Genomic DNA, 19,476 nt, shown 5'->3' with positions numbered 1-19,476 from the left:
GCATCTGAACCTTCGTTCCAGCATTCGACTACGAGTAACTCTAGCGCCCCGCGCACTGTAGGAGCGAGCTTGCTCGCGATGAACTCAAGAACGACGCGTTTATTCTGCAAGTACGCGTTATCGTTAACGTCCATCGCGAGCAGGCTCGCTCCTACGGTAAAGCGTAAGCAATCACATAATCCCCGCGATCCGTCGACTGACGCGCCCCACCCACCGTCAGCAGAATGTACTGCTTGCCGGTTTTCGGTGAAACGTAAGTCATCGGCCCGGACTGGCTGCCTACCGGCAAGCGCGATTTCCAGATTTCGTTGCCGTTGCCGGTGTCGAAGGCGCGCAGGTAGAAGTCCTGGGTGCCGGCGAAGAACAGCAGGCCCGACTGGGTGGCGAGCGATGCGCCGAGGGTCGGCATGCCGATCGGAATTGGCAGGTGCATGCGGATGCCCATCGGGCCAGTGTCTTGCACGGTGCCGACCGGCACTTGCCACATCAGTTTGTGGGTCTTGAGGTCGATGGCCGACATGGTGCCGAACGGTGGTTTCTGGCACGGAATGCCAACTGCCGAGAGGAAGCGCTCGCGCATGGCGCCGAACGGCGTGCCTTCCTGCGGCACCACGCCCATTTCGATACCGCTGGCCCCGGCGCCGATCTTGTCACGCGGGATCATGTAGTTGGCCAGGCCCAGGCGCATGTCGTTGACGAACATGTAGTTAGTGTTCGGATCAACCGAGACGCTGCCCCAGTTCATGCCGCCCAGCGAGCCCGGGAATTGCAGTGCGCGGTCCATGCCCGGCGGGGTGTAGACGCCTTCGTGGCGCATGCCTTTGAACTGGATGCGGCACATCAATTGGTCGAACGGTGTGGCGCCCCACATGTCGGACTCGGTCAGGGTTTTGTTGCCGATGGACGGCATTTCGACAGAGAACGGCTGGGTCGGCGAGTAGTGTTCGCCGGGCACATGGCCCTGCGGCACCGGGCGCTCTTCGACGCGAGCAATCGGCACGCCGGTCTCTCGGTTGAGCAGGAAGATCTCGCCTTGCTTGGTGACTTGCGCCAGCGCAGGCTGGGTGCCGCCCTTGTCGTCGGGCACGTCGTACAGCAGCGGTTGGGCCGGCAGGTCGAAGTCCCACAGATCGTTGTGGGTGGTCTGGAAATGCCAGCGCACTTGGCCGGTTTTCACGTCGATGGCGACGACAGACGAGTTCCACTTGTTGTCCATCTCGGTGCGCTGACCGCCGAAGAAGTCCGGCGTCGCGTTACCGGTTGGCAGGTAGACCAGACCGAGATTGGCGTCGTAGGACATGGCCGACCACACGTTCGGCGTACCACGGGTATACGTCTCACCGGCGGGCGGGCGTTTGGTGGTGTTCGGGTTGCCCGGATCCCACGCCCAGACCAGTTCACCGCTGCGCACGTCGTAGGCACGAACCACGCCCGGCGGCTCACCAGTGGAATAGTTATCGGCCACGCGGCCACCGACGATCACTACGTCACCCGCAACCAACGGGGTCGAGGTTTGCTGGTAGTAACCGGGCTTCACTTCGCCCATGTCGATGGTCAGATCGACGGTGCCTTTATTACCGAATTCTTCGCAGGGCTTGCCGGTTTCAGCGTTGATGGCGATCAGGCGCGCATCGCCGGTCGGCAGAAACAGACGTTTCTTACAGGCGGTTGGCTGATTGTCCGAAGACGCAGGGGTTTCGGAGTAACCCAGGCCACGGCAGCGCTGCCAGTTGGGCGCGGTGCCTTGCGGATCGAACTTCCAGCGTTGGGTGCCGGTGTCGGCATCGAGGGCGAAGACTTTGCCGTAGGCGGTGCAGGTGTAGACCGTGTCACCGATTTGCAGCGGGGTGTTCTGGTCTTCGGCGCCAGCGCCGGTGCTCTGCGGAATGTCGCCGGTGCGGAAGGTCCACGCGACCTGCAACTTGTCGATGTTGCCCTTGTTGATCTGGTCCAGCGCGGCGAAGCGGTTGCCGGCGGTGGTGTTGCCCCAATGGGCCCAGTCTTTCTGTTCGGTGCCCGGAGCGACCGGCGTTACCGCAGGCACAGTCGCGTTTTTGACCACGTGGGTCGGCACGAACATGTAGGCCATGGTCGCAACGACGCCAACACCCAGAATGCCCGCCAAGCCGTAAGCGCCACGCCCGCCGCTCGCGCCCGAAGCGCGGACCAGGGTCGGATAGATCAACGCCACCACCAGACCGATGACGGCAAACGTCAGCACACGCGAGACCAGCGGCCAGTATTCAAAACCGGTGTCCCAAACAGCCCAGATCGCGGTGAGAACCAACGCGACACCGTACAGCCAGGCACCGAGCGGCCTACGCCGGGCAATCATCAGCCCGGACGTCAGCATCGCCAGGCCCATCAGCAGGAAATACCAGCTACCACCCAGCGCGATCAGGTAGCCACCGCCACCGACCAGACCGAGCCCGATCAGTGCAATCAACACACCCAGCCCCGCCAGCAACCATTTGCTGCCGGCGGCAGCCCCAGAATTTTTCATGTCGGACATTTTCCCCATTTGTGACAAGGGCGGAATAATGTACTAGCTAGTTACTTATGGCAATTTGTCGCAGCTGGAAATGTCATGAACGGTACTGAGGCCAGATCAAGGATCCGTCGCGAGCGTCGTACAGAAACTGCCTGTAACATGCTTGCGCACTGATCCATGCCGCAGGAGATAACCCTTTGCCTGACACTCGCACACCCGTGCTCGATGAAATCGACCGCCAGTTGATTGCCGCCCTGCAGATCAACGCCCGCGAGAGCGTGGCCATGCTCGCCCGGCAATTGGGCATTGCCCGCACCACGGTGACTTCGCGCCTGGCGCGCTTGGAAAAATCCAGAGTGATCACCGGATATGGCGTGCGCCTTGGGCAGCGCGTGGTGGATGGCGGGCTGCAGGCGTATGTGGGGATTACAGTGCAACCGCGTTCGGGCAAGGAGGTGTTGCGGCGGTTGAGTGCGATGGCGCAGGTGCAGCAGTTGTGTGCCGTGAGTGGCGAATTTGATTATGTGGCGTGGTTGCGCACCGATTCGCCGGAGCAGCTGGATCAGTTGCTGGATCAGATTGGCAGTGTGGATGGGGTGGAGAAGACCACGACGTCGATCATCTTGAGTAGCAAGATTGATCGGGGGCAGCCGGTTTAAGTTTTTCCGGTGGTTTTAGGTGCCTGACAGGCTAGCAAAGACCTGTAGGAGCTGGCTTGCCGGCGAAGGCGTCCGGATCTTCAATACAAAATTCCACGGCCTCTTCGCTGGCAAGCCAGCTCCTACAGTGGTCAGTGTGCGCAGTAACATTGTCAGAATGACCTGATAAATGGCAAAACGACGACACTTTGCGTCTTATTAACGTGTTCTGTGCTCTCTAGAATGGCTGGCATCTTTTCCTATACTCAGATGCGCATTCCGCGTCGGGTCGCCAGCAAGGTCAGCCATGAACAAGAACAATCGCCATCCTGCAGACGGTAAGAAACCAATCACCATTTTCGGCCCCGACTTTCCTTTCGCCTTCGACGACTGGATCGAACACCCGGCCGGTTTGGGCAGCATTCCCGAGCACAATCACGGTGCCGAAGTGGCGATTGTCGGTGGCGGGATCGCCGGTCTGGTGGCGGCGTATGAGCTGATGAAGCTGGGCCTGAAACCCGTCGTCTACGAAGCCTCGAAAATGGGCGGCCGTCTACGCTCTCAGGCGTTCAATGGCGCCGAAGGCATCGTGGCCGAACTCGGCGGCATGCGCTTCCCGGTGTCGTCCACCGCGTTCTATCACTACGTCGACAAACTGGGTCTGGAAACCAAGCCTTTCCCTAACCCGCTGACGCCCGCGTCGGGCAGCACGGTGATCGACCTCGAAGGCCAGACCCATTACGCACAGAAGCTGTCGGATCTTCCTGCGCTGTTCCAGGAAGTGGCTGACGCCTGGGCTGATGCCCTGGAAGCAGGCTCGCAGTTCGCCGATATCCAGCAAGCCATCCGTGATCGTGATGTGCCACGCCTGAAAGAGCTGTGGAACACCCTGGTGCCGCTGTGGGACGACCGCACCTTCTACGATTTCGTCGCCACCTCCAAAGCGTTCGCCAAGCTCTCGTTCCATCACCGCGAAGTGTTCGGCCAAGTCGGTTTCGGTACCGGCGGCTGGGACTCGGACTTCCCGAACTCGATGCTGGAAATCTTCCGCGTGGTGATGACCAACTGCGACGATCACCAGCACCTGGTGGTCGGCGGCGTGGAACAGGTACCGCAGGGCATCTGGCGCCATGTGCCGGAGCGTTGCGCGCATTGGCCAGCGGGCACCAGCCTCAGCTCGCTGCACAACGGCGCACCGCGCACTGGTGTGAAGAAGATTTCCCACGCGCCGGGCGGCCGTTTCGCCGTCACCGACAACTGGGGCGACACCCGCGAATACGCCGCCGTGCTGACCACCTGCCAGAGCTGGTTGCTGACCACTCAGATCGAATGCGACGAAACCCTGTTTTCGCAAAAGATGTGGATGGCTTTGGACCGCACTCGCTACATGCAGTCGTCGAAGACTTTCGTGATGGTCGACCGCCCGTTCTGGAAGGATAAAGATCCAGAAACCGGCCGCGACCTGATGAGCATGACCCTCACCGATCGCCTGACCCGTGGCACCTATCTGTTCGACAACGGCGACGACAAACCCGGCGTGATTTGCCTGTCGTACTCGTGGATGAGCGACGCGCTGAAAATGCTGCCGCAGCCGGTGGAAAAACGCGTGAAGCTGGCGCTGGATGCGTTGAAGAAGATCTACCCGAAAGTCGACATCGCCGCGCGGATCATCGGCGATCCGATCACCGTTTCGTGGGAAGCCGATCCGCACTTCCTCGGCGCATTCAAAGGCGCCCTGCCCGGCCACTACCGCTACAACCAGCGCATGTACGCGCACTTCATGCAGGACGACATGCCCGCCGAGCAGCGCGGGATTTTCATCGCCGGCGACGACGTTTCGTGGACACCGGCCTGGGTTGAGGGCGCGGTGCAGACGTCGCTCAACGCGGTGTGGGGCATCATGAAACACTTCGGCGGTGCAACTCATGCCGAGAATCCGGGTCCAGGAGATGTGTTCAACGAGATCGGACCGATCGCCCTCCCCGAGTAAGAGGAATCCGAAATGCGCGTAGCCCTTTACCAATGTCCACCGCTGCCGCTGGATGTCGCCGGCAACCTGCACCGCTTGCAGCAGCTTGTGCTGGAGGCAAAAGGCGCCGATCTGTTGGTGCTGCCGGAAATGTTCCTGACCGGCTACAACATCGGCGTCGATGCCGTCAGCGTACTCGCGCAGGTGCACAACGGTGAATCGGCGCAGCAGATTGCGCGTATTGCAAAGGCTGCCGGGATTGCCATTTTGTATGGCTACCCCGAGCGCACCGAGGACGGGCAGATCTACAACGCCGTGCAGCTGATCGACGCTAATGGCGAGCGCGTCTGCAACTACCGCAAGACCCATCTGTTCGGCGATCTGGATCACTCGATGTTCAGCGCCGGTTCCGACGATTTTCCCATCGTTGAACTCAATGGCTGGAAGCTCGGCTTCCTGATCTGCTACGACCTGGAATTTCCGGAGAACGCCCGACGTCTGGCCCTGGCCGGTGCAGAGCTGATTCTGGTGCCGACCGCGAACATGATTCCGTTCGATTTCGTCGCCGATGTCACCGTGCGTTCCCGCGCCTTCGAAAACCAATGCTATGTGGCTTACGCCAACTACTGCGGCCATGAAGGCGACATCCACTACTGCGGCCAGAGCAGCATCGCTGCGCCGGATGGCAGCCGCATTGCCCAGGCCGGATTGGATGAGGCACTGATCGTCGCAGAGCTGGATCGACAGCTGATGATCGATTCCCGTGCCGCCAATCGCTACCTGATTGATCGTCGTCCCGAGCTTTACGGCGACCTGAACAAGCGCTAGCCCACCGTAATCCGCTAGCATTGGCACTTCACTGTTCTGGAAGTGCCCATGCCCGCGCTGAATCCCCCTCGCCCCCACACTGAAACCCTGGCCAATGGCTTGCGGGTGACGCTGCGTCATGCACCGAACTTGAAGCGCTGCGCGGCAGCGTTGCGCGTTGCCGCGGGTAGCCATGACGTACCGCTGGCATGGCCCGGTCTGGCGCACTTTCTCGAGCATCTGCTGTTTTTGGGGACCGAGCGTTTTCCTGCGGGACAAGGGTTGATGGCCTACGTGCAGAGTCACGGTGGTCAAGTGAATGCGCGGACCAGCGAACGAACCACCGACTACTTTTTCGAATTGCCGCCTCAGGCATTCGCCGGAGGGCTGAAGCGTCTGTCAGACATGCTCGCCCATCCGCGTATGAATCCGGACGATCAACTGCGGGAACGCGAAGTGCTGCACGCGGAATATGTCGCGTGGTCGCAAGATCCGACAGCTCAGCAGCAGCTTGCTCTCTTCAACGGACTTTCACAGGCTCATCCACTGCGAGGCTTTCACGCTGGCAATCGCGACAGCCTGCCTGTTGCGCAACCCGAGTTTCAGCAAGCCTTGCAGGATTTTTACCAGCGCTACTATCAGACCGGGCAGATGACCTTGAGCCTGGCGGGACCGCAGAGTCTCGATGAATTGAGAGAGATGGCCGACGCGTTTGGCAGCGTCATTGCCAAGGGCGAAGTTGCAGCACAACAAGCCCCGGCACCGCTGATGGAAACGTCGGACAGAAGTTATCAACAGGCCGGCGAGCAGCGCTTGGATTTACTGTTCCCGTTCGAAGCGCTGCCCGAGTCGTCTGCCGAAGCGCTGGCGTTTCTGTGCCATTGGCTCAATATCGAGAAACCGGGCAGTTTGCTGGCGGATTTACACGAACGCGGGCTAGCTCTAAAACTCAAGGCCACCCCGCTGTACCAGTTCGCCGGGCAAGCCTTGCTGCATATCGAATTCAACTTGCCCGCCAATGCAGCGGTAACCGGAATTCCTGAACGACTCATGGATTGGCTGAGCTTCTTCGCCGGGCAAGACTGGAGCGGGTTACGCGAAGAATACGCGGCGTTGCTTGAGCGTCAGCAACAGGTCAGCAGTGCGCTGCAATTGGCCCGACTGGACAGCGAGCAACGCGAATTCGGGTTAACCGAGCACGGCGTGACAGCCCTCAAATCAGTCCTTGAGCAAATTGGCGCTGTGGATAACTTCAGCGGCCCGTGGCAATTGCCGGCACCCAATCCTTTTTTGCGCGCCGAAGCACCGGCATCGAACGCCGGACTGATTCGCGGTCAGACCAGTGCCCACCGTGGCCTGCGCACCTTTGCCCAGGATCGCTCGCGCAGTCGTCGCGAACGCTCACCGATGCAGTTCAGTCAGGCACTACCGGACAACGGTGCGGAAGGTGCGATTTATCTGCGCTGGCGTCTGGACTCGACACCCGGCAGCACCCTTCAATCACGATTGGAAAATGACCTGCAACCGTTGCGCGAAGACGCACGTCAGGCCGGTGTGGATTTTTCCTTCAGCGCTTCGGGAAATGAATGGCTGCTGAAAATGACCGGCCTACAGGAGCCGATGCCCATCGTCCTGGAGCATGCGCTGAAAGAGCTGACAACGCCTGTTGCGGGGTTCTCACAGGAAGAACCGGCGAGCGCCGCACAGATGCCGATTCGACAACTGCTCAAGGCGTTGCCCGACCACTGTCTAGAACCCACTGCGCACTCGGATGACGTCCAGCAGCTCTGGTCGAGTGCTCGCTGGGATGGTCTGGCCGTGGGGTTATCCGCTCAGACTCAAGCGGGCATGGGGCTGGCTTTGAGTCGAGTACCCGGCACGTCTGATCATCAACCGGCGTTGCCGACTTCGATCCGTTCGCGGCGGGTGTGGAGCACGGTCGACACCGGCTCCAGCGAACACGCACTGCTGCTGTTCTGCCCGACAGCGACTGACGAAATGTCCGACGAAGCTGCCTGGCGTTTACTCGCTCACCTCTGCCAGACACCGTTTTACCAACGGCTGCGGGTGGAGTTGCAACTGGGTTATGCGGTGTTCAGCGCCCTGCGCCAGATTCATGGGCAAACCGGGCTGCTGTTCGGCGTGCAATCGCCAAGCGTTGCGCCAACGGAGCTGCTGCAACACATCGAGCATTTTCTGGGCGGGTTACCGGAACGGATCACTGCCATCGACGACCCTGTTTTGATCGCTCAGCGCCAGGTGCTCGCCGAACAGTTTTCGAGCAACGTGTTGCCCACCGCTCAGGCCGCCGAACTGATTTGGCAGGGCAAACTGGCCGGCCGCTCGTCGGATTACCTGACACAACTGCCCGAAGCAATCCTGCAGATCGATCGCGCTGAATTGCTCGCAGCAGCACAGCGATTGAATCAGGCCGAAGGTGGCTGGCTATGCCTTGCCAACAGCGCGAAACCAGGCGCACCTTGGCAAGCGACAAAATGATCATTACCGGGGCGGTAAGGAGCTTTCTCAAAGATTCACGGGCAATCCCTTTGAAATTTTGAGTAACATAGCAGCCTAACTATTTGGAACATCTCTCACTTGAGGTGGACTATACCTATAGATAGCGCTGTCCCACCCTACTTGAAGGAGCTCGATTTATGGCCTGGACCAAACCGGCTTACACCGATCTGCGTATCGGCTTTGAAGTCACCATGTACTTCGCAAGCCGCTAATCTCTGCCTTGGCAGATGAGCAGCACAACGCCTCGGTTATCCGAGGCGTTTTATTTTCAGCGTTGAAATGATGGAGCGCCCATGTTTGTCCAGATTCTAGGTTCCGCTGCCGGCGGCGGTTTTCCACAGTGGAACTGCAACTGCGTGAACTGCGCAGGTTTTCGCGACGGCAGCCTGCGGGCCAAGGCGCGGACGCAATCGTCCATCGCGATCTCCGATGACGGCGTGAACTGGGTGCTGTGCAACACGTCCCCGGACATCCGCGCACAACTCCAGGACTTCGCCCCGATGCAACCGGGCCGCGCCCTGCGCGATACCGGAATCAGCGCAATCATCCTGATGGACAGCCAGATCGACCACACCACCGGCCTGCTCATGCTGCGCGAGGGTTGCCCGCATCAGGTGTGGTGCACCGACATGGTCCACGAAGACTTGAGCACCGGTTTCCCGCTGTTCACCATGCTGACTCACTGGAATGGCGGGTTGAACTGGAACCGCATTGAGCTCGACCAGAGCTTCAGCGTGCCGGCCTGCCCGAACCTGCGTTTCACCCCATTGCCTCTGCGTAGCGCCGCACCGCCCTACTCGCCCCATCGCTTCGACCCGCATCCTGGCGACAACATCGGCCTGATCGTCGAAGACCTCGGCACCGGAGGCAAACTGTTCTATGCGCCGGGACTGGGCAAGGTGGATGCGGCGCTGCTGGACATCATGGCCGACAGCGATTGCCTGCTGGTGGATGGAACGTTGTGGGACGACGATGAAATGCAGCGTCGCGGCGTCGGTACCCGCACCGGTCGCGAGATGGGCCACCTGGCGCAGAACGGCCCCGGCGGTATGCTCGAAGTCTTTGAGCAACTGCCCGAGTCGCGCAAGGTGCTTATCCACATCAACAACACCAACCCCATTCTTGATGAGGATTCACCGGAGCGTGCGGAGCTGGATCGGCGTCAGGTCGAAGTGGCTTATGACGGCATGAGTATTGTGCTGTAGCGGATGGCCCTATCGCTGGCAAGCCAGCTCCTACAGGGGAATGTAGCAACTGGCTTGCCGGCGATGAGGCCAGCTCAGACGATGAAGAATCCACCGGTCCTACCCGGAGAACCGCAATGACTGACACCCCAATGTCCCCCGCCGAATTCGAAGCGGCCCTGCGCGCCAAGGGCGCCTACTACCACATCCATCACCCGTATCACGTGGCGATGTACGAAGGCCGGGCGAGCCGTGAGCAGATCCAGGGCTGGGTCGCCAACCGTTTTTACTATCAGGTGAACATCCCCCTGAAGGACGCGGCAATCCTGGCCAACTGCCCGGACCGCGAGATTCGTCGCGAGTGGATTCAGCGCCTGCTCGACCATGACGGAGCCCCCGGTGAAGACGGCGGCATCGAAGCGTGGTTGCGATTGGGTCAAGCCGTTGGTCTCGACCCGGACCAATTGCGCTCCCAGGAACTGGTACTGCCCGGCGTACGCTTCGCCGTCGACGCTTACGTCAATTTCGCCCGTCGGGCCCGTTGGCAGGAAGCCGCCAGCAGCTCGCTGACGGAACTGTTCGCACCGCAGATTCATCAGTCGCGCCTGGACAGCTGGCCGCAGCATTACCCGTGGATAGACCCGGCCGGCTACGAGTATTTCCGCACCCGCCTGGGCCAGGCGCGGCGCGATGTCGAGCACGGTCTGGCGATCACGCTTGAGCACTACAAAACCCGCGAAGGCCAGGAGCGCATGCTGGAAATTCTCCAGTTCAAACTGGACATTCTTTGGAGCATGCTCGACGCGATGAGCATGGCCTACGAACTGAAACGCCCGCCGTATCACAGCGTGACCGAGGAACGGGTCTGGCACAAAGGAATCACCTTATGAGTTTCGATCGCAGCAAGACCCCGACCTGGCGCCCCGGCTACCGCTTCCAGTACGAACCGGCGCAAAAAGGCCATGTGCTGCTGTACCCGGAAGGCATGATTAAACTCAATGACAGCGCCGCATTGATTGGCGGTTTGATCGATGGCGAACGCGACGTCGCAGCGATCATCGCCGAACTCGACCAGCAGTTCCCCGGCGTGCCCGAACTCGGTGAGGACATCGAGCAGTTCATGGAGGTTGCCCGTGCGCAGCACTGGATCGAACTTGCCTGATTCATCGGTGCAAGTACCGCCCAAACCGGAAATCGGCCTGCCGCTGTGGTTGCTCGCCGAGCTGACCTATCGCTGCCCGCTGCAATGCCCGTACTGCTCCAATCCGCTGGATTTCGCCGAGCAAGGCAAGGAGCTCAGCACCGAACAGTGGATCAAGGTATTCCGCGAAGCGCGGGAGATGGGCGCCGCGCAACTGGGTTTTTCCGGTGGCGAGCCGCTGGTGCGCCAAGACCTCGCCGAGCTAATCGCTGAAGCCCGAAAGCTGGGTTTCTACACCAACCTGATCACCTCCGGCATCGGCCTGACCGAACAGAAAATCAGCGACTTCAAAAAAGCCGGGCTCGATCACATCCAGATCAGTTTCCAGGCCAGCGACGAGCAGGTGAACAACCTCCTGGCCGGCTCAAAAAAAGCCTTCGCGCAGAAACTGGAAATGGCCCGGGCGGTAAAAGCCCACGGCTACCCGATGGTGCTGAACTTCGTCACCCATCGGCACAACATCGACAAGATCGACCGCATCATCGAGCTGTGCATCGCCCTTGAAGCGGACTTCGTCGAACTCGCCACTTGCCAGTTTTACGGTTGGGCGCAGCTCAATCGCGTCGGGCTATTGCCGACCAAAGAACAACTGGTGCGGGCCGAGCGCATCACCAACGAATACCGCGCCAAGCTCGAAGCCGAAGGGCATCCGTGCAAGTTGATTTTCGTCACGCCGGACTACTATGAAGAACGCCCGAAAGCCTGCATGAACGGCTGGGGCAGTATTTTCCTGACCGTCACACCGGACGGAACCGCACTGCCCTGTCACGGTGCCCGACAGATGCCGGTGCAGTTTCCCAACGTGCGCGACCACAGCATGCAGCACATCTGGTATGACTCGTTCGGCTTCAACCGCTTCCGTGGTTACGACTGGATGCCCGAGCCTTGCCGCTCCTGCGACGAGAAAGAAAAAGACTTCGGCGGCTGCCGTTGTCAGGCCTTCATGCTCACTGGTGATGCGAGCAACGCCGACCCGGTATGCAGCAAATCCGAACATCACGGCGTGATCCTCAAGGCCCGCGAAGAAGCCGAGCACGCCGCCCAGACCATCGAACAACTGGCCTTTCGCAATGAACGAAACTCACGCCTCATCGCCAAAAGCTGAGCCTATCAGCGCTGCCAAAGCTGTCGCCGCCGGCATCGATTTTGCCGAACTGCAGGTCGGCCCACAGGGCCTGTTCTGGAACGAGTATCGCCCCGCAGACGCTGCGTGCCGGATCTGGCATTGGCGTAACGGCGTGGCGAAATGTCTGACGCCGCCAGGGTTCAGCGTGCGTAGCCGGGTGTACGAATATGGCGGTGGTGCGTTTTGTCTGACGGACGATGGGATCGTTTGCGTCAACGAGGCTGACCAGCAGTTGTATCGTCAGTCGATACAGGGCGAAACGCCCGAAGTGCTTACGTCTGGCGTATGTCGCTACGGTGATCTGCAGTTCGCCGACGGCCAGGTGCTGGCGGTTGAGGAAAACCGTAATGAGCACCGTTTGGTGGCCATTGATCTGGTCGACGGCACGCGGCATTTGTTGGCCGAAGGCGCTGACTTCTACGCCGCCCCGACCCTCAGTCCAGACGCGCGTCGTCTGGCCTGGATCGAATGGAGTCGCCCCGATCAACCCTGGACCGCGACCCGTTTGATGATTTCCGAACGCCAGAACGACGGTGGCTTTGGCCCGGCCCGATGCGTGGCCGGAGACACCCTTCAGGAGTCCCTGCAGCAACCGAGATTTGATCACTCCGGCCGTTTGTTTTGCCTGACCGATCGTGGCGGTTACTGGCAACCGTGGGTGGCCTCTGAAAATGGCCTGAGCCCTCTGCCAAGTGCCGCCGCCGACCATGGCCCCGCGCCTTGGCAACTCGGTGGATGTACTTGGTTGCTGCTGGGCGAAGACAGCTATCTGGCGAGTTGGACCGAAGAGGGTTTCGGCCGACTGGGTCTTCGCGGTGCCACGTGCGAAGACTTCACCGGGGACTACAGCCGCTTCCGCCATCTCGCGCTGGATGAACAATTCATCTACTGCATTGCCGCTTCGCCGCTCAGTTCAACCGCCGTGATCGCAATCGATCGCCAGTCCCGGCAAGTAAAGGTACTGGCCGGCGGCGTTGCGCCGCTGCCCGCCGAGCAGATCAGCCAGCCACAAACACTGCGTTATCCAAGCGGTTCCGGTGAGGCACACGGTTTCTTCTATCCGGCGATGGCTGGCCAGGCGAAACCGCCATTGGTGGTGTTCATCCACGGCGGCCCGACGTCGGCGTGCTATCCGATGCTCGACCCGCGCATTCAGTACTGGGCGCAACGCGGCTTCGCCGTGGCCGATCTCAACTATCGCGGCAGCAGCGGCTATGGCCGGGCTTACCGCCAGGCACTGCATTTGAGTTGGGGGGCGGTCGATGTCGAAGATGCTTGTGCTGTGGTCAGCCATCTCGCCAAACGCGAATTGATCGACGGTAACAAGGCATTCATCCGGGGTGGCAGTGCAGGCGGGTACACCACGCTGTGTGCTTTGGCTTTCCACAACGTTTTCCGGGCCGGGGCGAGCCTTTATGGGGTCAGCGATCCGGTCGCGCTGGGCCGGGCGACCCACAAATTCGAGGGCGACTACCTGGATTGGCTGATCGGTGATCCAGAACAGGACGCCGAGCGCTATGCCGCACGAACGCCGTTACTGCACGCGGGCAACATCCGCGTACCGGTGATTTTCTTTCAAGGGGAACTGGATGCCGTGGTTGTGCCACAGCAGACCCGCGACATGGTCGAGGCCCTGCAGGACAACGGCGTTCTGGTTGAAGCGCACTACTATGCCGACGAACGCCATGGCTTCCGCAAGGCCGGCAATCAGGCCCATGCGCTGGAGCAGGAGTGGTTGTTTTATCGGCGGGTGATGGATTCAGTGGACTGAAGCCCACGCTCATTGCCGAAACGCTGGCGCCTCAATCGCGAGCAGGCTCGCTCCCACAATTAATCGCGTTCCTTTGGGAGAACTCGGTCGAATGTGGGAGTGACGGTGCGGCGATACGACCTGCTCGCGAAGGCAATCTACCTGCCGATACTCGACTCAACGCTTGGCGATGATGTACACCGCATGCACGATCCCCGGAATGTAGCCGCACAGCGTCAGCAGAATATTCAGCCAGAACGCCCCGCCAAATCCTACTTGCAGAAACACGCCCAGCGGCGGTAACAGAATGGCGATGATGATGCGAATGAAGTCCATGGGGCAGCTCCTGATTGGGGGTGGGTTCGTTCACACCCTACAGCTAATCGACCTGTGCCGCTTGTCAGGGTTCAGCACGATTGCTCAGGCCAGTATCTCCAGACCGTGTTTCTGCACGATGCTCAGCAACTTCAACGCCATGCCACTGGGGTGCTTATCCCCAGCCTCCCATTGCTTGACGGTCGAAGCGCTGGTGTTCAAGTAGCGTGCAAACACCGGCTGACTGACATTGTTGCGCTCGCGCAATGCCTTGATCTCCTGCGCCGGGATCGCATCCGGTACCGTTGCAAGGCAAGACTCATCGAACTCACGCATGGTTGCCTTGCTGATTGCGCCGATGGCGTACAAGGCACTGGCGGATTCGTGGATTGATTCAAATGCTTCACTCTTAAATTTCTTACTCATTAGGTATCTCCACAAACTCCTTGGTATTGAGCAAGTACTCCACTTGCACTTCTGTCAGACCCTCGTAGGTTTTTGCCATTTTTCGAAATCCGATCAGTTCGGCCTGACTAATATTGCTCTGATCTTTCTTCGCATACAGGAACTGATAAATCCAGTATCCACTTCCCTTAGCCAGGACAATCGAGCGATGGCGGTTGGCATTCAAACGCTTCTTCCAGACTCCGCCGCCTAAATTGTCAGCCTGACCATTGAGCATTTCGGTGAACGCTTCCCGAAGCTCATCATCACCAATCCACGCCTTCGCGGCTTGCGTTGCAAAACGCTTTGTCTTGAACAACCTGGGTGACATTGGCATCCCTTCCACAAAACATACCACTCAGTGGTATAGATATCAAAGCCAACGCAGCAACCAAACGGTTACGTTGGCACCGGCACTCCTTGCCGATTCCCTCTAAAAAACCAGTGATCTGCCCTTCGCACAAGCGCCGAAATGCTTTTGGCAAAACCCGGCCACAAAAAAACGCCCCACGCCAAAAGAATCAGGCGTGGGGCGTGCGTTATACCGCGAGACGGTTCTGGAATTTGTGTAGGGCAGGTCTGATCAGACGGCAATCCCTTTGCGGCACTGCAATTGCGCGGTGCGTACGCGGGAGAAGGCGCGGGCCAGGCGCAGGAGCATTTCGTCGATATTGGCGTTGCTCACATTTAGCGCGGGGGTAAAGCGCAAGCAGTCGGGTTGCGGGGCATTGAGTAGCAGGCCTTCATACAGTGCGGCCTTGACTACGGCATCAGCCGAGTCGTCAGACAGTGTCAGCCCCCAGAGCAGCCCCTGACCGCGCAGTTCGCCATGGCCGTAGCGGTGGGACAAACGACCTAATCCTTCGCGCAAGTGTTGACCGGTTTCTGCGACGTGTTTGAGCAAGCCTTTGTCTTGCACGGCGTCAAGCACCGTTAGGCCCACTGACGCCATCAATGCATTGCCATGATGATGAGTGGCGGTCATCTCGCCCGTTTCGAAACAGCACACTTTTTCCCGCGCCAGCAACGCAGCCAATGGCACGCCACCGCCCAATCCTTCGCCGAGCACGACGATATCTGCCTTGACGCCGTAGGACTGTTCGGCAAGCAAAGTGCCGCAGCGACCGACACCGGATTGCACTTCGTCGAGGATCAACAGAATGCCGAGCTCTCGACAGAGCCGCTCGACGCCTTTGAGGTAATACGCGGCGGCGGGAATGACGCCAGCATCGCTCTGGAACGGTTCGAGCATAATTGCCACGGTTCGCTCATCCACCGCCGCGTGCAATGCAGGAAGGTCATTGAACGGGACATGGCTGACCGACGCCGCAGTCGTCGCCAGACCAAATCCACGACAATCATTGCTGGCCACGATAATTCTCGAAGCACCACCGCGATGTGTTTGACCCCATTTACGCGCCAGTTCGATCGCCGCCTCGCCGGCTTCGCTGCCTGAATTAAACAAGCAGGCGTGATCACTGCCGGTGCTGACACACAGTCGTTCGGTGAGATTGCGCATGCCGCGGTTATGCAGATCGAAACCGGGATTGATCAACGATTGCGCTTGAGCGGCGATAGCATTGACCAGTACCGATGGGCTATGTCCGAGCGTGTTGGCGCCGCACCCTTGGGAAAAATCCAGGTAAGCGCGGTCATCGCTGTCCCATAACCATGAACCCTGGCCCCGGACAAAAACCTGCGGCGGCCGTTCGCGTTTGGATGGCAGGGGCGCGTGCATCGCCAGATCATCAAGGCTGGGGATGTGCCGACGCAGTTTGAACAGATTCATCTGAGAAAACCTCGCTGGAGGTTTTTTGCCTTACCTATGCAAATACCATCGAAACACACCGTATCCATTTCGCTTTCTGGCCCTGTAAGCCCTGTGAATACAGTTAGACTAGGCTCAGACAAGGCGTTGAGCCATTTCGATTTCCGAGCATTTTTGATAAGTGTTACTTATGGATTTCAAACAACTGCGTTATTTCGTCGCGGTCTACGAAGAGGGTCATGTGGGCCGGGCCGCCGAGCGGCTTTCAATCTCACAACCGGCGCTGTCCCAACAGATCCGTCACCTCGAACAGAACCTCGACGTGAGCCTGTTCGAGCGCAGCAGCAAACGCCTGTTGCCAACCCTCGCCGCCCACACGCTGTACAACCACGCGCAGCCTTTGCTCGATGGCCTGCAACGGGCGCGTGAAGCGCTGGGTAACTTCAAGGGACAAGCGCTGCGCACCTTGGCGATTGGCGTATTGCAGACGGTCCACACCAGTCTTGTGCCGCAGATGCTTGAACGAGTGCGCAAGGCGCAGCCACACCTTGTAGTTCAGATCTATGAGCTGACCGGCCTGGAGATTGAACGCCGCCTGCTCAATGGCTCGCTGGACATCGGCATCAGTTACCTGCCGCCGCGTCAGCCGGGCCTGCATGGCGTGATGCTGTACGAAGATGAACTGACCCTTGTCATCCCCGCCGACCATCCGCTGCGCGAATTCAAGAAGGTCTCCATGAGCCAGGCCGCCGAATTGCCCATGTTGCTGCTCGGGGAAGAGTTCCAGATACGCCAGATCTGGCAGGCGCAATTGGCGAGCCTGGGACGACGCCCACAGGTACAAGCCGAATTGAACAACATGGTCGGGATACTCGACAGCCTGCCGCACACGCGATTGGCGACGGTGCTGCCAGGACGTTCGCAAAAGACCCATGGCAATCAAGAACTGCTCTGGAAACCCCTGAGCGAGCCACGCGTGCCATTGAAAGTCGGATTGGTGTGTCGGGATGTGCAACGCCAACAGGCTTCGTTGAGCTTGTTGCGCACGTTGCTGGAAGAAGTGATAAACGGCCCGCACGAGCGCTTGAACAGCCCGCAAGTCATGGACGGATTGGACTGAGCACATTTCTGCAGGCAAAAGAAAACCCCGCCGAAGCGGGGCTTTGCAGACTGTTTCCCTGACATCCATTTCGCTCCACCGTCCTGGCGGAATCCTACGTGTCCGTGTTGTTGCTTTTGCGCTTCCTGCGCTACGTCCATGAGAAGTAGATTAGCTGTGGATCCAATTTGCTTCTATGGGAGAACAGCAGCACGCCATGTAAGCGAATGCTTACATGACGTTACATCGTCAGAACTGTTTGGCGTCCAGCAGGAACAGTGACTCGCTCCCCGACTTGACCGAAGCGCTCAGCGAGTGAATCCGCGGCAGCAGACGGGCGAAGTAAAACCGCGCCGTGCCCAGTTTGCTCGCGTAGAAATCATCCTGCGCTTCCTTGCCGAACGCGGCTTTGGCCATCAGCGCCCACATGTAAGCGTAAGCAACGTAGCCAAACGCTTGCAGATACTCGACCGACGCCGCGCCGATTTCGTTCGGGTTGGCTTTTGCACGGTCCAGCAACCAGGCGGTCAATTCGTCGAGGGTGGTCACCGCGTCGTTCAATGGCTTGGTGAACTCAACCAGATCGGCGCTGGCAGTGGCCGTGAAATGGCGAATCTCGTCAGCGAACAGGTTATAGAACGCGCCGCCGCTACCCACGATTTTGCGCCCGACCAGGTCCAGCGCCTGAATACCGTTGGTGCCTTCGTAGATTTGGGTGATGCGCACATCACGAACCAGTTGCTCCTGGCCCCACTCACGAATGTAACCATGACCGCCGAAAACCTGTTGGCCGTGCACGGTGGTTTCCAGGCCGAGGTCGGTCAGGAACGCTTTGGCCACCGGGGTCAGCAAAGCCACCAGATCTTCGGCGCGTTTGCGGGTGGTCGCGTCTTCGCTGAACTTGGCGGTGTCCAGTTGCATGGCCACGTAAGTGGAAAACGCACGACCGCCTTCGTTCGAGGCTTTCATGGTCAGCAGCATACGACGCACGTCCGGGTGGACGATGATCGGGTCAGCCACTTTGTCCTTGTTCTGCGCGCCGGTTGGCGAACGGCTTTGCAGGCGATCACGGGCGTATTCAACAGCGTTCTGGTACGAGCGCTCGCCAGTGGCAAGGCCCTGGATACCGACGCCCAGACGCTCGTAGTTCATCATGGTGAACATCGCCGCCAGGCCTTTGTTTGGCTCGCCGACCAGGTAACCCACGGCTTCATCGAAGTTCATCACGCAGGTCGCGGAGGCCTGGATGCCCATCTTGTGTTCAATCGAACCGCAGTTGGCCGGGTTGCGTGCGCCCAGGCTGCCATCGGCATTGACCATGAACTTCGGCACCAGAAACAGCGAAATGCCTTTCGGACCCGCCGGTGCGTCCGGCAGTTTGGCCAGCACCAGGTGAATGATGTTTTCGGTCAGGTCGTGTTCACCACCGGTGATGAAGATCTTGGTGCCGCTGACCTTGTAGGAACCGTCGGCCTGAGGCTCAGCCTTGGTGCGGATGATCCCCAGATCGGTACCGGCATGCGGCTCGGTCAGGCACATCGAGCCAGCCCAGACGCCGGCGTACATGTTCGGCAGGTACGCGGCTTTCAGTTCTTCGCTGGCGTGAGCATTGATCGACAGGCAAGCGCCGGCCGTCAGCATCGGGTACAGACCGAACGACAGGCTCGCGGAGTTGACCATTTCTTCGACCTGGGCCGAAACGGCTTTGGGCATGCCCATGCCGCCGTAAGCCGGATCACCCCCCACACCGACCCAGCCGCCTTCAGCGTAAGTCTGATAAGCCTGTGGGAAACCTGCCGGCGTGGTGACGGCACCGTCCGCCCAATGGCAACCTTCTTCGTCAGCCGCACGGCTCAACGGCGCAATGCTTTTGCTGGTGACCTTGCCCGCTTCTTCCAGGATCGCCTCGACGGTTTCTGCATCGATGGTCTCGGCCAGCGCAGGCAGTTCGGCCCAAAGTTTGGCGACCTCGAAAACTTCATTGAGGACGAAGCGCATATCGCGCAGGGGCGCTTTGTAGTCAGCCATGGCAAACCTCGCAAGATCTATACAGGTGATTCGTAGGAAGATGATTTTCGTTGGGTCGGAGTGTACCCCAACAACTTTTGCGACACATAGGGTCAGCCTGTGACGTTTTTGTTATTTTTAGTCACGCAAAAGATCG

At 59.5% G+C, this 19,476-nt stretch carries 17 protein-coding genes; 11 read left to right on the top strand and 6 right to left on the bottom strand.

From position 1 onward, the window contains the following. Positions 1 to 151: 151 nt before the first annotated feature. Complete coding sequence (locus tag QYH43_RS18910) at positions 152 to 2,503, bottom strand: glucose/quinate/shikimate family membrane-bound PQQ-dependent dehydrogenase (protein ID WP_301157802.1); 2,352 nt, start codon at positions 2,501 to 2,503, stop codon at positions 152 to 154. Between the two features lie 185 nt (positions 2,504 to 2,688). Here QYH43_RS18910 and QYH43_RS18905 point away from each other — a divergent pair, with 185 nt between their 5' ends. From QYH43_RS18905 to QYH43_RS18860, 10 genes are all read left to right on the top strand, one after another. Then, positions 2,689 to 3,150 carry an Lrp/AsnC family transcriptional regulator gene (locus QYH43_RS18905; RefSeq protein WP_301157801.1) on the top strand — a complete coding sequence of 154 codons (462 nt, stop codon included), beginning with the start codon at positions 2,689 to 2,691 and terminating at the stop codon, positions 3,148 to 3,150. Between the two features lie 286 nt (positions 3,151 to 3,436). Further along, a complete protein-coding gene (locus tag QYH43_RS18900) occupies positions 3,437 to 5,119 on the top strand; it encodes an NAD(P)/FAD-dependent oxidoreductase (RefSeq protein WP_095060358.1) in 1,683 nt (560 codons plus the stop codon). Positions 5,120 to 5,131: 12 nt separating this feature from the next. After that, complete coding sequence (locus tag QYH43_RS18895; protein ID WP_301157800.1) at positions 5,132 to 5,926, top strand: carbon-nitrogen hydrolase family protein; 795 nt, start codon at positions 5,132 to 5,134, stop codon at positions 5,924 to 5,926. A 48-nt stretch (positions 5,927 to 5,974) separates the two neighbouring features. Then, positions 5,975 to 8,404 (top strand): pyrroloquinoline quinone biosynthesis protein PqqF, encoded by a 2,430-nt coding sequence (gene pqqF, locus QYH43_RS18890; RefSeq protein WP_301157799.1) that lies wholly within the window; start codon positions 5,975 to 5,977, stop codon positions 8,402 to 8,404. 158 nt (positions 8,405 to 8,562) lie between these two features. Beyond that, positions 8,563 to 8,637, top strand: a complete 75-nt coding sequence (gene pqqA / locus QYH43_RS18885; protein WP_003444522.1) for a pyrroloquinoline quinone precursor peptide PqqA — start codon at positions 8,563 to 8,565, stop codon at positions 8,635 to 8,637. A gap of 81 nt (positions 8,638 to 8,718) precedes the next feature. Then, entirely contained in the window at positions 8,719 to 9,630 is a 912-nt protein-coding gene (gene pqqB, locus QYH43_RS18880) for a pyrroloquinoline quinone biosynthesis protein PqqB (RefSeq protein ID WP_301157798.1), read from the top strand. Positions 9,631 to 9,746: 116 nt separating this feature from the next. Then, positions 9,747 to 10,499, top strand: coding sequence for a pyrroloquinoline-quinone synthase PqqC (gene pqqC, locus QYH43_RS18875; RefSeq protein WP_301157797.1), 753 nt, complete (start codon positions 9,747 to 9,749; stop codon positions 10,497 to 10,499). Beyond that, positions 10,496 to 10,771, top strand: a complete 276-nt coding sequence (gene pqqD, locus QYH43_RS18870) for a pyrroloquinoline quinone biosynthesis peptide chaperone PqqD (RefSeq protein WP_301157796.1) — start codon at positions 10,496 to 10,498, stop codon at positions 10,769 to 10,771. Before pqqC ends, pqqD begins: the two co-directional genes overlap by 4 nt. Further along, on the top strand, positions 10,743 to 11,915 hold the full coding sequence (gene pqqE, locus QYH43_RS18865; protein ID WP_301157795.1) for a pyrroloquinoline quinone biosynthesis protein PqqE: 1,173 nt from the start codon (positions 10,743 to 10,745) through the stop codon (positions 11,913 to 11,915). Before pqqD ends, pqqE begins: the two co-directional genes overlap by 29 nt. Continuing rightward, entirely contained in the window at positions 11,881 to 13,707 is a 1,827-nt protein-coding gene (locus tag QYH43_RS18860) for a S9 family peptidase (RefSeq protein WP_301157794.1), read from the top strand. The genes pqqE and QYH43_RS18860 overlap by 35 nt, the downstream gene beginning before the upstream one ends. 156 nt (positions 13,708 to 13,863) lie before the next feature. Here QYH43_RS18860 and QYH43_RS18855 read toward each other — a convergent pair whose 3' ends face one another. From QYH43_RS18855 to QYH43_RS18840, 4 genes are all read right to left on the bottom strand, one after another. Continuing rightward, on the bottom strand, positions 13,864 to 14,022 hold the full coding sequence (locus QYH43_RS18855; protein WP_003228885.1) for a YqaE/Pmp3 family membrane protein: 159 nt from the start codon (positions 14,020 to 14,022) through the stop codon (positions 13,864 to 13,866). An 84-nt stretch (positions 14,023 to 14,106) separates the two neighbouring features. Then, complete coding sequence (locus tag QYH43_RS18850; RefSeq protein WP_085727761.1) at positions 14,107 to 14,427, bottom strand: DNA-binding transcriptional regulator; 321 nt, start codon at positions 14,425 to 14,427, stop codon at positions 14,107 to 14,109. Further along, positions 14,420 to 14,776 (bottom strand): type II toxin-antitoxin system RelE/ParE family toxin, encoded by a 357-nt coding sequence (locus QYH43_RS18845; RefSeq protein ID WP_301157793.1) that lies wholly within the window; start codon positions 14,774 to 14,776, stop codon positions 14,420 to 14,422. The genes QYH43_RS18850 and QYH43_RS18845 overlap by 8 nt, the downstream gene beginning before the upstream one ends. Positions 14,777 to 15,028: 252 nt before the next feature. Continuing rightward, positions 15,029 to 16,234, bottom strand: a complete 1,206-nt coding sequence (locus QYH43_RS18840) for an aminotransferase class III-fold pyridoxal phosphate-dependent enzyme (protein ID WP_301157792.1) — start codon at positions 16,232 to 16,234, stop codon at positions 15,029 to 15,031. Positions 16,235 to 16,403: 169 nt separating this feature from the next. On the opposite strand from QYH43_RS18840, the gene QYH43_RS18835 reads away from it, so the two are divergent. Then, complete coding sequence (locus QYH43_RS18835) at positions 16,404 to 17,333, top strand: LysR family transcriptional regulator (protein ID WP_301157791.1); 930 nt, start codon at positions 16,404 to 16,406, stop codon at positions 17,331 to 17,333. Between the two features lie 228 nt (positions 17,334 to 17,561). Here the strand turns inward: QYH43_RS18835 and QYH43_RS18830 are convergent, their stop codons facing one another. Continuing rightward, complete coding sequence (locus tag QYH43_RS18830; protein ID WP_095060374.1) at positions 17,562 to 19,340, bottom strand: acyl-CoA dehydrogenase C-terminal domain-containing protein; 1,779 nt, start codon at positions 19,338 to 19,340, stop codon at positions 17,562 to 17,564. Positions 19,341 to 19,476 lie beyond the last annotated feature (136 nt).

The organism is Pseudomonas sp. C32 (assembly GCF_030417915.1).
In the GTDB taxonomy this organism is placed as follows: domain Bacteria; phylum Pseudomonadota; class Gammaproteobacteria; order Pseudomonadales; family Pseudomonadaceae; genus Aquipseudomonas.
The sequence above is the reverse complement of the archived record's forward strand: the minus strand, read 5'-3'. Positions and strand labels throughout refer to the sequence as shown.

What these genes read in the sequence shown, in the direction of transcription:
- QYH43_RS18850 (WP_085727761.1), bottom strand. Translation starts at nt 14,427, where the DNA reads ATGAGTAAGAAATTTAAGAGTGAAGCATTTGAATCAATCCACGAATCC.
- pqqC (WP_301157797.1), top strand. Translation starts at nt 9,747, where the DNA reads ATGACTGACACCCCAATGTCCCCCGCCGAATTCGAAGCGGCCCTGCGC.
- QYH43_RS18900 (WP_095060358.1), top strand. Translation starts at nt 3,437, where the DNA reads ATGAACAAGAACAATCGCCATCCTGCAGACGGTAAGAAACCAATCACC.
- pqqD (WP_301157796.1), top strand. Translation starts at nt 10,496, where the DNA reads ATGAGTTTCGATCGCAGCAAGACCCCGACCTGGCGCCCCGGCTACCGC.
- pqqF (WP_301157799.1), top strand. Translation starts at nt 5,975, where the DNA reads ATGCCCGCGCTGAATCCCCCTCGCCCCCACACTGAAACCCTGGCCAAT.
- QYH43_RS18910 (WP_301157802.1), bottom strand. Translation starts at nt 2,503, where the DNA reads ATGAAAAATTCTGGGGCTGCCGCCGGCAGCAAATGGTTGCTGGCGGGG.
- QYH43_RS18895 (WP_301157800.1), top strand. Translation starts at nt 5,132, where the DNA reads ATGCGCGTAGCCCTTTACCAATGTCCACCGCTGCCGCTGGATGTCGCC.
- pqqB (WP_301157798.1), top strand. Translation starts at nt 8,719, where the DNA reads ATGTTTGTCCAGATTCTAGGTTCCGCTGCCGGCGGCGGTTTTCCACAG.
- QYH43_RS18840 (WP_301157792.1), bottom strand. Translation starts at nt 16,234, where the DNA reads ATGAATCTGTTCAAACTGCGTCGGCACATCCCCAGCCTTGATGATCTG.
- QYH43_RS18830 (WP_095060374.1), bottom strand. Translation starts at nt 19,340, where the DNA reads ATGGCTGACTACAAAGCGCCCCTGCGCGATATGCGCTTCGTCCTCAAT.
- QYH43_RS18835 (WP_301157791.1), top strand. Translation starts at nt 16,404, where the DNA reads ATGGATTTCAAACAACTGCGTTATTTCGTCGCGGTCTACGAAGAGGGT.
- QYH43_RS18855 (WP_003228885.1), bottom strand. Translation starts at nt 14,022, where the DNA reads ATGGACTTCATTCGCATCATCATCGCCATTCTGTTACCGCCGCTGGGC.
- QYH43_RS18845 (WP_301157793.1), bottom strand. Translation starts at nt 14,776, where the DNA reads ATGTCACCCAGGTTGTTCAAGACAAAGCGTTTTGCAACGCAAGCCGCG.
- QYH43_RS18860 (WP_301157794.1), top strand. Translation starts at nt 11,881, where the DNA reads ATGAACGAAACTCACGCCTCATCGCCAAAAGCTGAGCCTATCAGCGCT.